We start from the raw sequence: 13013 nt of genomic DNA on the forward strand, positions 1-13013 counted from the left end.
CCAGGAGGAGGCCTTTATGCATTCAAGACCCTAGTTTGCTCCGGCGCAGTGATGTTCCGGGAACGATGTTTGCTTGTTCATTTTTAGGCACGTGGCCCATTTAGGAGAGCGATATGAAGAACATGTCAGCAGATCGGCGCATGATCAAAATAGCAATGGCGGCTCCCTATCTTGCCCGTGAAGAAGAGCATAATCTGGCCATTCGCTGGAAAGATCACGAAGACCGCGGCGCCCGCAATCAGATCGCCATGGCACACATGCGCCTCGTCATTTCCATGGCAGGCAAGTTCCGCAATTTCGGCCTGCCGATGAGCGATCTCGTGCAGGAAGGCTATGTCGGGCTTCTGGAGGCCGCGGCCCGGTTCGAACCAGCGCGAGATGTGCGCTTTTCCACGTATGCAAGCTGGTGGATCCGCGCCTCGATCCAGGACTATATCCTGCGCAATTGGTCGATCGTGCGCGGCGGAACGAGTTCGGCCCAGAAGGCGCTGTTCTTCAATCTGCGGCGCCTGCGCGCCAAGCTTGCCAAGGGCGACACGCAGCTGACACTGCAATCCATTCATCAGGAAATCGCCGCTGCCCTTGGTGTTAGCCTTGCCGACGTGCAGACCATGGACGCGCGCCTTTCCGGCAATGACGCCTCGTTGCAGGCGCCTTCCGTCTCGGGTGATGCCGACAGTGCAGAAAAGATGGATTTCCTCGTCAGCGACGAACCGCTGCCGGATGAGCAGGTCTCGAACATGATCGACGGCGAACGTCGTCGCGTCTGGCTTGCGTCTGCCCTCAAGCATCTCAACGAGCGTGAAATGAAGATCATCAGCGCGCGGCGCCTCGCCGAAGACGGGGCGACACTCGAAGAGCTCGGCGCCGACCTCGGCATTTCCAAAGAGCGCGTGCGCCAGATCGAAAGCCGGGCGATGGAAAAGCTTCGCACGGCGCTCGTCAGCGCCGATCCGCACATGGCAGCCTATGCCTAACAGGAATTACTCCCCAGCAGCACAGACTGGCCCGGCATAAGCCGGGCCTTCTTTTATTCTGAGATAATCTTCACGCGGTCGCCGGGAGAAACGGCAGCGCCCGTCGGCAGGGCGTTGATCAGTTTGAAGAGATCGAGCTTGCGATCGGTACCCATCATGCGGGAAGCGAGCGTGGTGATGTTCTCGCCAGGGCGGACTGTGACCACCCGCACGCGAAGCGGCTTCAGCGAAGCGGCTTCGTCCGGCGTCATACGGCGGAAGCTTGCGCGCAGAACGCCTGCCGTCGGCTCCAGCGACGGGCTGCCTTTCGGCACCGCCGTCAGAAAGCGGAAGATCTGATTGTTGTTTCTGATGACCGTGACATCGAAGTCCCAGCGGTCGGCAGTGGCGCGCGCGGTCGCAGCCTCCATGCCATTGACGTTGATCGGCTGGATGGTCGAGGGATCGAGGCCGGTAACCCAGCCACTGGAAATGTAATTCGTCAGGCTCTGGTTCTGGTTGTCGGCCACGCCGTCAAAGCGGATGGCGATATCGTTCGGGCCGGTTGCCATGACGGCCTCGACCTTGTTGTCGATGCTGAAGTCGGGCGGCACATCGAAGCGGATGCCGAGGCCGCCGTGCAGGAAGGTCTGGCCGCGCACATAACCCTCTTCCGGACTGTCGCCGTAGAGAAGGCCGTCGATGCCATCGAGATAGTAGTCGCGGCCCTTGTCGCCGACTGCGCCTTCCTGGCCGAAGGCGCGAGCATGGGTGCGGGCAAGCTCGATGCGCTGGGCGGAATTCGGATGGCTCGACAGGAAGTCCAAGCTCTGGTCGGCCTCGGGATCGACCGACATGAAGCGGCTATAGGCGGCCATGGAATCGAGGAAACGGGCTGCGGCGTAAGGATCATAGCCGGCTTCGCCGAGCATGCGCACGCCGATGACGTCGGCCTGCAGTTCTTGCTGACGGGAGAAAGCGGCAAGACGCAGCTTGCCGCGGGCAAGCGCCTGTTTGCCGGCTATATCGCTCGACAGCACTTCGGCGACGACACGGCTGGCAATGACTTCCGCCTCTTCGCGCTTCTGCCGCTCGATGCCATGGTTTGCGGTGACGTGGCCCATCTCGTGTGACAGAACGGCCGCGACTTCCGAGGCATCGTTGGCGAGCGCTAGCAGGCCGCGAGTGACATAGAGATAACCGCCCGGCAGTGCGAAGGCGTTGATAGCGGGCGAGTTCAGGATGGTGATGCGGTAGGACTGGCTCGGATTTTCCGAGACGGCCGTCAGCGCGCCAGCGATGCGGGCGACGAGGCGCTCGGTCCTGGCGTCCTTATACTCGCCGCCATAACTCGCAACGATGCGCGGATGCTCGCGGGCGCCCATGGCGGCGCGCGGGTCGTTCTTCTGCACTTCATCGACGATTTGCGGATTAGACGAAGGGCCGACGGTCGGCTGATAGGATTGCTGGATCAACGACTCGCAGCCGTTCAGCGCAACGGCGCAGGCCGACAGCAGCAGGAAACGGCACGCCCAACGGCGCGGCGCAAAAAAGGCATCCCTGGAAAGCGCGGGCGATTTCCACGTCGTCATACTGTCCAGTCTGTCTCTCCGCACCATTTTAAGTCGCCGGTCTGCCGCATCTTCGGGCCGGCCGTTGCCAGGAAAATTCAATAGGCTTCCGCCTCGGTTCTCGCGCTGCACAATCGGCCGATCCAAGTCTTTGCTGTAGCCGATTTCCGCGTGGGTTGCATAGCGAGACTCTATCTAAATGTGGCGCCGTTGCATTTCGGCAATGCCCCGCCTGTCGAGGCACTTCTCGCTCCGATGAAATTATGGCGAAAGTTCCATCGCAAGTGCAGATTCCGGCTGCACTGCGGAAAAAATCGGTCAGTACGGCGACCGATGCGGGCACGCGTAACATTCGCGCGAATAATACAATTAATGATGGTGTTTTCGAGCCGACTAAATTGAAGAGGCGCGGAGGCCGCGCGCCCTGTGCTTACTCCGCGGCTTCGGCGGCGGCGGTGGTCTGGCTGGTCTTCTGTTCGCCGGCGCGGGGGAGTTGCACCGGCTTCAGCATGATGGCGGCGATCAGACCGATCAAAGCGATGCCGCAGGAGGTCGTGAACAGCGGCGAGAAGGCGGAGGCGTAAGCATTAGCCACCGCCTGACGGCTGGCTTCGGGAAGTGCTGCCATCATCTTCGGCGTCAGCTCCTCGATATTGGCCACCCCCGGGATGGAGGAGCCGAGCCTGCCGAGCTGCGATGCAATGATTGCACCGTAAATGGAGATGGCAATCGAGGCGCCGCCCATACGCGACAGCGTGACCGAGCCGGTCGCGGCACCCACATCGCGGGCCGGTGCGGCATTCTGAACGCCGATGACCGGAACCTGCTGGGCAAGGCCGATACCGATGCCGTGCAGCAGCATGATCGCGCCGATGAAGGCAATCGGTGTGCCGGCATGAACCTGCGAGATCAGTGCAAAAGCGATGGCGCTGYAGGTGAGGCTGGCGATGGCGAAGGGCTTGTAGCGGCCGGTCTTCGAAATGATGCGGCCGGCAGTCAGGGAGCCGCAGACGAGACCGCCTGTCAGCAAAATGAAGAGCAGACCGGCGCCCGACGGCGAAAGGCCTGTCGTCGTCTGCAGGAACAGCGCGAGGTAGTTGACCATGCCGATGGCGATCGCACCGCCCATGATCGAGATCACCAGCAGCAGGCTGAAGGTGGAATTGCGGAAAAGCGCCAGCGGCACGATCGGCTCCGGCGCGCGACGTTCGACGAAAACCCAGGTGATGGCGCAAACGACACCGAAGGCGATTATGCCGATGCTCTGCGGCGAGATCAACGCACCGAAAAGCTCGCTGCTGTCGGTCGCAAGCACGATGCTGGTTGTCGTCAGCGCCAGCAGCAGTGCGCCGGCATAATCGATCTTCGGTCGGCGATGCGGCTTGCGGTAAGGCAGCATGAAGGCGAGGCCGGTAAGCACGATGAAGCCGATCGGCACATTGACGAGGAAGATCGAGCGCCAGCCGAAGAGATCGCTCATCGTGCCGCCGAGGACAGGGCCAATGGCGCCGGAGGCCATCAGTACGAGGCTGGAATAGCTCTGGTAGCGGGCACGTTCGCGCGGCTCGAAGAGGTCGGCGTTGACGGCGAAGATCGAAACCATGATGCCGCCGCCGCCGAAGCCCTGCAGCACGCGGGCGGCAATCAGCGTGTTCATCGAGACGGCGAGACCGCAGACGGCGGAGCCCACAGTGAAGATCGCGATCGCCGTCATCATCACATATTTGCGGCCGAAAAGATCGCCGAGCTTGCCATAGAGCGGCATGACGGCGCTGAGCGCCAGCAGATAGGCTGAACCGATCCAGCCGAAGCGGTCCAGATGACCGAATTCGCCGACGATGGTCGGCAGTGCGGTGGAGACGATCTGGTTATCCAGCGTCGCCATGAACATGGCGGTCATCAGGAAGAAGAAGAGGATGAGCCGCCGACGGGGATCCGTTACGAGCGGTGCGGGGGCAAGTTGCATATCCATGGGATGGACCATTTCGTTACGTAGATGTCTTATGTGCTAATGTCATGTATTTGTCAATGGCACATTATTGATATTGGCATATTTTATTTTCAGCACCGGTCTGTTATGGTTTCGTCATGAACGAGACCTTGACCAAGACAAGAACGACCGAGCTTGATGATCCGTTGGAGAGCGTGCCGCGCATCGGCCGCACGATGACGCGCATGCGAATGATGACAGGACGCCGGCTGATCGGCCGCCTGGCGATCCAGAGCGTGGCGCCGGATCTGGAACTGTCGCATCTCGACGTACTCGATGCCGTGCGCCGCGCGCAGGAAAACGGCGAGGTAACGGTCGGCGCCATTGCCGAGATGCTGCGCATCGATCCGTCGAGGGCAAGCCGCGTCGTGTCGGATATGGTGGGCCGAAACGTCCTGCGCCGTGAGGCTTCGCAGGCGGATGCACGGCGTATCGTCGTCGTCATGACCCCGCTCGGGAAGGATCTGCTGGCGGAAATCCGGGCCCAGAAGCTCGCCTTCGTTTCCGAGGTTGTGCGGGACTGGCCACAGGAGGAGATCGACACTTTCTCGCTGCTGTTCGAGAAATTCATCGGCGGCTACGAGGCGATCTTCCTTTCCCGCGACAAGGATACGCCGGGCTAAGAAAATAGTCCGAGCGTTTGATCTCGCTCAAGCCGACCCATCCAAGGCAAGCATAAGTCTCTCCTCGTTCGACGACATCAGGAGAGATTCACATGAAACATCATCCGCTTCGGCTGAGGGGTATTTTTGCCGCTATCGTTTTCGCATCCTTCGGGCATGCGGCGCTTTCAGCCGATCTGACGCCTTCGGCGGGCTCGCCAATGGCCACGCAAAGCCCATGGCAGGTACGCCTTCGTGCGCTTGGCGTGATCACGCGCGACAACGGCTCAGTCGACGGCATTCCCGGATCCGATCTGTCCTATTCGGACACGGTGATTCCGGAAGTGGATATCTCCTATTTCTTCACCGACAATATTTCCGCGGAGCTCATTCTCGGCACGACCTATGCCAATGTGCATGGCGAAGGCCCGATTGCCGGCCTCGGGGAAATCGGCAAGACGTGGCTGCTGCCGCCGACGCTGACGCTGCAATATCATTTCACCGATTTCGGTGCCTTTCAGCCCTATCTCGGTGCGGGTGTGAACTACACGGTCTTCTACAATCAGTCCGGCAAGAGCGCCGACAGCCTCGATGTGAAGAACACATTCGGCGTCGCGCTGCAGGCCGGTTTTGACTACATGTTCGATGAGCATTGGGGTGCGAACCTGGATGTGAAGAAGATCTTCCTGCGTCCGGATTTCGATGCGACAGTCGGTGGTGCCGATGTCAACGGCAAGGCGAAACTGGATCCCTGGCTGATCGGCGCCGGTGTCACCTATCGCTTCTAGAGCATTTGATTGACGCAATTCCGGTCGCAAAATCGCGGCACGCTTTTGCGGGAATTGCTTTAAGGGAAAGGCACCGGATATCCGGCGCCTCTTCCCCTTCACCCCCCGTTTGCGCTATGGGCAATGCCCATGAGCCAATCCACCTTCACCATCCTGCTCGGCGGGACACTCAGCCTGACGGATCGTCTGCGCGACGCCGTGCGGGAAAGCCGGTTCATCGCGGCCGACGGCGGCATGCGGCATGCGGCGGCACTTGGCGTGGTGCCGGAACTGTGGGTTGGCGATTTCGATTCCACGCCACCCGATCTCGATGGCGCTTTTCCCGATGTGCCGCGCCAGCCCTATCCAGCCGCAAAGGCTGCGACGGATGGTGAAATTGCCGTTACCGAGGCGATCGAGCGTGGTGCCAAACGCCTGATCCTTGCGGGTGCGCTGGGCGGTGAACGGTCCGACCACGCCTTGCAGCATCTGCTCTACGCCGTGGAGTTGGCGGAGGAAGGCTTCGACATGCTGCTGACCTCGGGCAGTGAGGAGGCCGTGCCTTTGCTTCCCGGCTCGCTGGAGATCGATCTTCCGCCGGGCAGCCTGTTTTCCGTGCCGGGCTTCAGCGAGCTGCGTGGCCTGTTCATCGAAAATGCCCGCTATCCGCTCGCCGACTTCCATTTGCCCTTCGGCTCGTCGCGCACCATTTCCAATGTGGCGGAGGGGCCTGTGCGCTTCTCGCTTGCCAGCGGCAGGGCCATCGTGCTCGCGCGGCCCTATGATCTTTCCGGAGTCTGATACTTGGCGCCTCCCATTCTGAAACTCGACGATATCTTCCTGAGCTTCGGCGGTGCACCGCTTCTGGCGGGGGCTGCCCTGCAGGTGGAGTCCGGCGACAAGATCTGTCTCGTGGGCCGCAACGGCTCAGGCAAATCGACGCTTCTGAAGATCGCAGCAGGCCTCGTCGACGCGCAGTCAGGTGAAGTCTTCCGCCATCCAGCGTCCACGGTGCGCTATCTGGAGCAGGCGCCGGATTTTGCCGACTTCCAGACCGTGCAGGCCTATGCCGAAGCCGGCCTCGGGCCGGGCGACGATCCCTATCGTGTCAGCTACCTGCTCTCGCATCTGGGGCTGACCGGCGAGGAAAATCCTAAGAACCTTTCCGGCGGCGAGGCGCGCCGCGCAGCACTTGCGCGCGTGCTGGCGCCGGAGCCCGACATCCTGCTGCTCGACGAGCCAACCAACCATCTCGACCTGCCGACCATCGAGTGGCTGGAAGGCGAATTGCAGAAGACGCGCAGTGCGCTGGTGCTGATCTCGCACGACCGCCGCTTCCTTGAAAAGGTCTCGACGGCCACCGTCTGGCTCGACCGCGGCACGTCTCGCCGGCTCGACAAGGGCTTTGCGTTTTTCGAGGCGTGGCGGGACCAGGTGTTGGAGGCGGAAGAGCTGGAGCAGCACAAGCTCGGCAAGGCGATCGAGCGTGAGGAGCACTGGCTGCGTTATGGCGTGACGGCACGACGCAAACGCAACATGCGCCGGCTTGGCGAGCTGCAGACGATGCGTTCGCAGTATCGTGGCCACAAAGGGCCGCAGGGAACGGTACAGGCAAGCGCTTCCGATGCGCAGGAATCCGGCAAGCTGGTGATCGAGGCCGACAAGATCACCAAGAGCTATGACGACCGGCCGATTGTCGCGCCGTTCTCGATCCGCGTGCATCGCGGCGATTGTATCGGTCTCGTCGGCCCGAACGGCGCCGGCAAGACGACGCTTTTGAAGATGCTGACTGGCCAGCTTGCGCCCGACAGCGGCACGGTGAAGCTCGGCACCAATCTTGATATCGCGACCCTCGACCAGAAGCGTGAGGACCTGAACCTGGAGGATACGCTTGCCAACTACCTGACGGACGGGCGTGGGGAGAACCTGCTGGTCAATGGCGAGCAGCGGCATGTGACCGGCTACATGAAGGAATTCCTGTTCCAGCCGGAGCAGGCGCGCACGCCGATCAGGAACCTCTCCGGCGGCGAACGTGCCCGGCTGATGCTGGCGCGCATCCTGTCGCGGCCGACGAACCTGCTCATTCTCGACGAGCCGACCAACGATCTCGACATCGAGACGCTGGATCTCTTGCAGGAGATCGTCACGGGTTTTGCCRGCACCGTCATCCTCGTCAGCCACGATCGCGACTTCCTCGACCGTACGGTGACCTCGACGATTGCGCCGGCCAATCCGGAAGCGCCGGACGGGCGCTGGATCGAATATGCCGGCGGCTATTCCGATATGCTGGCACAGCGCAAGGGTGCGGCCGAGGAGCGCCGCAGGGCCGAGAAGGCGGCGGAAAAGCCTAAGGCGCAGGAGACTGCGGCTGCCGCTCCTTCCTCCTCGAAGGTCAAGCTCTCCTACAAGCAGAAATTCGCACTCGAAAACCTGCCGAAGGAAATGGCCAAGGCAGAGGCGGAGATCGGCAAGCGTGAGGAGAAGATGGCCGATCCGAATCTCTTCACCAAGGATCCGGCAACCTTTAACCGGCTGGCATCCGAGATGGAGAAGCTGCGCGAAAGCCTGACCAAGATGGAAGAGGAATGGCTGGAACTCGAAATGCTGCGCGAGGAGCTGGAAGGCTGATCCGATAAAAATTTCCTGAAATGTCGGATCGGGTGGTTTTTCTCCGTCCTTGGGCCGAACGTGATCGACGGCATGGTGCCGCCACGTCATAAGGGAGATTTTTCATGCGCATGATTTTTGTGAACCTGCCGGTCAAGGATCTCGTCAAGTCGAAGGAATTCTTCTCGGCGCTCGGCTTTTCCTACAATCCGAATTTTACCACCGACGATGCTGCCTGCATGATTGTCGAGGAAAACATCTATGTGATGCTGCTGACCCACGGTCATTTCCAGCAGTTCATCGAGGGCGATATTGCCGATACGACGAAGGGCAAGGAAGTGCTGACCTGCCTTTCGGCCGGCAGCCGCGATGAGGTGGATGATTACCTCAAGAAGGCGCTGGCAGCGGGCGGCGAGCCCTGGAAGCCGATCCTCGATATGGGGCCGATGTATGGATGCAGCTTCCAGGACCTCGACGGCCATGTCTGGGAAATCATGTACATGGACATGTCTGCTGCCGGTTGAGCCGGTCTTTTCAAAGGTCTTTCGCGGACTCCGGCGTCTGGAACCGGATTGTCGGGGTCCGCTTTCCTCACTTTTCCTTGATTCGCCCGCGCCGCGTCATGCGGCATAGAGTGCCGCTCAGCTGGGGATCGTGCCGATCAATGGCGACAAGGAAGAGTTACATGTCTTGCAAATCCTATACCAGAATATTGACGGCGCTTGCCGCCAGCGGCTTCGTCGTGCTTAGCCTTTCGCAGGCGGCGATTGCTCAGGAAAACCAGCGCGTGCGCGTTCGTGGCACGATCGAGAGTCTCAACGGCGACACGCTAACCGTCAAGACCCGCGAGGGCAGCGATGCGACGGTGGCGCTCAAGTCCGGCTGGAAGGTCTCGGGTATCAGGAATGCTTCTGTCGATGATATCAAGGTCGGCGATTTCGTTGGTGTCGCCTCCTTGCCGAAGGGCACAGGTCCCGATGGCGCGATCGAGGTGTTGATCTTCCCGGCCGCGATGAAGGGCACCGGCGAAGGCAGCCGTCCGTGGGACGTGCAGCCGAACAGCTCGATGACGAATGCGACCGTCAGCAATGCGGTCAAGGCTGTCGACGGCCACACGATCACGCTCACCTATCAGGGCAAGGAAAAGACCATCTCGATTGCTGAGGGTACGCCGATCGTCACCTTTGCGCCGGCAACGAAAGATGATCTGAAGCCGGGTGCCGGCGTTATCGTCATGGCGGAAAGGGCAGCTGACGGCAGCATCTCGGCCGCGCAGGTCGCCGTCGGCATCAACGGCGTGATGCCGCCGATGTAAGCTCTCCTGGAGTAATTCCAGCCAAACCGCTGCACACTTCTCCTACTGGAATTGATCAGAGCGCCGGGGCAGGAGCTGCCGCGGCGCTCGATCCTGCAACGGACGCTACCGGTTCATCACCGGATTTCGAAGGCAGCGCCAGCAGATGCAGTGTGCGCGGATGCAGCGCTTCCAGATAGGTCTCCGAGCGGCCGATATAGATCATGCCGGTATCCGGCATCGTGGCAAGCAGCTTCGTCATCGTGTGCTGCCATTCCGGCTCCATGCCTTCGAGCACTTCGTCGAAGACGGCCCAGCGCGGCTTGACGAGGAGCAGGCGGGCAAAGCCGATTGCCTTCTGTTCATCGGCATCGAGAAGCTTGTCCCAGCGCGCGCGGCTATCGAGGCGGGCGACCAGCGAATGCAAGCCGGCAGCCTCAAGCGCAGCTTCGATGGCCGCCGTGTCATAGGCTTCGGGTTTTTGGGGGAATGCGATCGCCTCGCGCAGCGTTCCGCCCGGCACATAGGCGACCTGGGGGATGAAGAGGATGTCGTCAATCGGCGGCAGGCCTATTGTGCCTTTGCCGCAGGGCCAGAGGCCGGCCATGGCCTGGAAGAGCAGGCGGCGGTTCACGCTGTGATCGCCGTTGATCATCACCTTTTCGCCGGCCCTGATCGTCACATCCGTTTCGCGCATCTGGAAGCCGCCGCAATCGTCGATATCCTCGCCAAGCTTGGCAACGATGACGATATCCTTCAGCGTCAGCCTGTCGGGCGCGGTTTCCTCGTAGACGATTGCGTCCTTCAAATCGAAGCCATCATCCATCTCCTGAAGCGCCTGGCGGAAATCGGTGACGCGCATCAGCGTGGCGCGCCATTCGGCAATCGGGCCGAAGTTGGCGACATACCAGCGCAGCGCCGTATTGACCTGGTTGAAGGCGCCAACCGACATCATCAGCTGGCCGAAAGTGAGCCCGCCGGAGAAATAAGCGGGGGCTGCAACAATGATCGGGATAACGATAACCAGCCAGCCATAACCCGCCGAGACCCAGGTCAAGTTGGTATTGGCCATGGCGAGCCGCTTGATCACGGTAAGGACGTTGCTGATATCGCCGTTGATGCGCTTGCGCTCGTTCTCTTCGCCGCGCGCCACTGTTATCGCCGGCATGTTCTCGTTGGCATGCATCAGCGCAAAGCGCAGTTCGGCTTCCTTCGAGAACCGGTCGGCATTGAGCTTGACGAGCTTACGGCCAACGACCTGGCTCAATAACGAGGCCGATGCGGCGTAGAAGATCGCCGCCCAGACCATGTAGCCGGGGATGGTGAAGCTGTGGCCGCTGATATGGAAGATGAAGCCGCTCGAAAGTTCCCACAAGACGCCGATGAAACTGACGAGCAGGATGGTCGATTGCAGGAGGCCGAGAGCGAGGTTGGTGGTGCTTTCGGCAAGATTGCGGGAATCTTCGTGAAGGCGCTGGTCCGGGTTAACGCCGAGGATGCCGATGGTGGAGAGCTTGAGGGCGCGCTTGCGCTCCAGCCACTGATCGACGAGATCGCGTGAGAGGCCTTCGCGCATGTAGAGGGCGGTCATCTGGTTCAGCCATGCCTGCAGCACGTTGAGCAGCAACAGCGCACCGGCGATCATCGCGAAGACTTCGAGCTGGCGGAAGAACTCGCCGAGATCACGACGCTCGAGGGAATCGTAGAAAGGGGCGTTCCATTCGTTGAGGATCACCTGTCCATAGGCGGTCATTAGGATGATGACGACAAGCAGGATCGCAAGCCCCACGACCTTGCCGCGAACCTGCGAATTCCAGAATGCGGAGAACATCACTCCAAGCCGATATGTCAGGCTGAGATCATACCCCACCCGGTCCTGACTCTGGATGCCCTTCCCTCCTTTTACGTCATTTTTCATTATTTTTTCCAAAATCGCCCATCACACCATTAATAACATGGGGGCGTTACTGGTCCATCAACAGATTCCACCACCCATAAAGAAAGCGTGATGGCTTGTGCAGCTGTCTCTATTGACAGTTGATTCGCAGCGCGACTGGCGCTAATTAAGATATATCGTGGTGATTTGGCCGGCCGGCTTGCAGCCACGTTAAATAAATCGCTAAAGGGCCGCGTGCGGACCGGTAGCGATTCTTTCGCCGCCGGTTTTTTATTTTGATCGAGTTGACCGCAATGCCCATCAAGATCCCCGATACGCTGCCTGCCTTCGAAACCCTCGTGAACGAGGGCGTGCGGGTGATGACCGAAACGGTGGCGATCCGCCAGGATATCCGCCCCTTGCACATCGGGCTGCTCAACCTCATGCCGAACAAGATCAAGACCGAGGTGCAGATGGCGCGGCTTGTGGGCGCATCGCCGCTGCAGGTGGAATTCTCGCTGATCCGCGTCGGCAACCACAAAGCCAAGAACACATCTGAAGAACATCTGCTCGCCTTCTACCAGACCTGGGAGGAAGTGAAGCACCGCAAGTTCGACGGCTTCATCATCACGGGCGCGCCGATCGAGACGCTGCCTTACGAGGACGTTACCTATTGGAAGGAAATGCAGCAGATTTTCGACTGGACACAGACAAACGTCCATTCGACCATGAATGTCTGCTGGGGTGCGATGGCGGGGATTTATCATTTCCACGGCGTGCCGAAGTATGAACTGAAGGAAAAGGCCTTCGGCGTTTACCGCCACCGTAATCTCAAACCCTCTTCCGTTTATCTCAACGGCTTCTCTGATAATTTCGAGGTTCCGGTGTCGCGCTGGACCGAGGTGCGCCGGGCCGACATCGAGAAGGTCGACGGCCTCGAGATCCTAATGGAATCGAGTGAGATGGGCGTCTGTCTAGTCCACGAACCGAAGGGTCGGCGGCTCTATATCTTCAATCATGTCGAATATGATTCCACGTCTCTTTCGGACGAATATTTCCGCGACGTGAATGCTGGCGTGCCGATCAAGATGCCGCACAACTACTTCCCGCATAACGATCCGGCGCTTGCGCCGCAGAACCGCTGGCGCAGCCACGCGCATCTGCTTTTCGGCAACTGGATCAATGAGATCTACCAGACGACGTCCTACGATATCGAAGAGATCGGATCAGACATCTGAGCGTCACCGGGCAGGTTTACAAATAATGCCGCCGCATTTCTGCGACGGCATTTTGTTTTCCGGCCTCGCCCGGTTGCGGTTTGCAGGAAATGGGGGCAGGTTCCGGTTCCTG

At 60.3% G+C, this 13013-nt stretch carries 11 protein-coding genes and 1 riboswitch; of the genes, 8 read left to right on the forward strand and 3 right to left on the reverse strand.

Features of this window, described 5'->3' with window-relative positions:
• Nucleotides 1-113: 113 nt before the first annotated feature.
• A complete protein-coding gene (locus tag AC1DM5_RS11850; RefSeq protein WP_007825441.1) occupies nucleotides 114-977 on the forward strand; it encodes an RNA polymerase factor sigma-32 in 864 nt (287 codons plus the stop codon).
• 53 nt (nucleotides 978-1030) lie between these two features.
• Here the strand turns inward: AC1DM5_RS11850 and AC1DM5_RS11855 are convergent, their stop codons facing one another.
• Nucleotides 1031-2575 (reverse strand): M48 family metalloprotease, encoded by a 1545-nt coding sequence (locus AC1DM5_RS11855; RefSeq protein WP_477821505.1) that lies wholly within the window; start codon nucleotides 2573-2575, stop codon nucleotides 1031-1033.
• Between the two features lie 382 nt (nucleotides 2576-2957).
• Nucleotides 2958-4499 carry an MDR family MFS transporter gene (locus tag AC1DM5_RS11860; protein ID WP_477975025.1) on the reverse strand — a complete coding sequence of 514 codons (1542 nt, stop codon included), beginning with the start codon at nucleotides 4497-4499 and terminating at the stop codon, nucleotides 2958-2960.
• A 116-nt stretch (nucleotides 4500-4615) separates the two neighbouring features.
• Between AC1DM5_RS11860 and AC1DM5_RS11865 the strand changes: the two genes are divergently transcribed.
• From AC1DM5_RS11865 to AC1DM5_RS11890, 6 genes are all read left to right on the forward strand, one after another.
• Nucleotides 4616-5140 (forward strand): MarR family winged helix-turn-helix transcriptional regulator, encoded by a 525-nt coding sequence (locus tag AC1DM5_RS11865; RefSeq protein WP_477821507.1) that lies wholly within the window; start codon nucleotides 4616-4618, stop codon nucleotides 5138-5140.
• A 92-nt stretch (nucleotides 5141-5232) separates the two neighbouring features.
• Nucleotides 5233-5907, forward strand: coding sequence for an OmpW/AlkL family protein (locus AC1DM5_RS11870; protein WP_477821508.1), 675 nt, complete (start codon nucleotides 5233-5235; stop codon nucleotides 5905-5907).
• Nucleotides 5908-6036: 129 nt separating this feature from the next.
• Entirely contained in the window at nucleotides 6037-6687 is a 651-nt protein-coding gene (locus AC1DM5_RS11875) for a thiamine diphosphokinase (protein ID WP_477821509.1), read from the forward strand.
• 3 nt (nucleotides 6688-6690) lie between these two features.
• Nucleotides 6691-8514 (forward strand): ABC-F family ATP-binding cassette domain-containing protein, encoded by a 1824-nt coding sequence (locus AC1DM5_RS11880; protein ID WP_477975027.1) that lies wholly within the window; start codon nucleotides 6691-6693, stop codon nucleotides 8512-8514.
• Nucleotides 8515-8618: 104 nt separating this feature from the next.
• Nucleotides 8619-9017: a VOC family protein gene (locus tag AC1DM5_RS11885; RefSeq protein WP_477821511.1), complete on the forward strand. Its 399-nt coding sequence runs from the start codon at nucleotides 8619-8621 to the stop codon at nucleotides 9015-9017.
• A gap of 161 nt (nucleotides 9018-9178) precedes the next feature.
• A complete protein-coding gene (locus AC1DM5_RS11890; protein WP_310385203.1) occupies nucleotides 9179-9808 on the forward strand; it encodes a DUF5666 domain-containing protein in 630 nt (209 codons plus the stop codon).
• Between the two features lie 55 nt (nucleotides 9809-9863).
• Here the strand turns inward: AC1DM5_RS11890 and AC1DM5_RS11895 are convergent, their stop codons facing one another.
• Nucleotides 9864-11705, reverse strand: coding sequence for an ABC transporter ATP-binding protein/permease (locus AC1DM5_RS11895; RefSeq protein WP_477821512.1), 1842 nt, complete (start codon nucleotides 11703-11705; stop codon nucleotides 9864-9866).
• Nucleotides 11706-11852: 147 nt separating this feature from the next.
• Nucleotides 11853-11930: riboswitch (SAM riboswitch) on the forward strand.
• Between the two features lie 47 nt (nucleotides 11931-11977).
• On the opposite strand from AC1DM5_RS11895, the gene metA reads away from it, so the two are divergent.
• Nucleotides 11978-12901: a homoserine O-acetyltransferase MetA gene (gene metA, locus AC1DM5_RS11900; protein ID WP_477821513.1), complete on the forward strand. Its 924-nt coding sequence runs from the start codon at nucleotides 11978-11980 to the stop codon at nucleotides 12899-12901.
• Nucleotides 12902-13013 lie beyond the last annotated feature (112 nt).

The organism is Rhizobium sp. 01T437 (assembly GCF_056398505.1).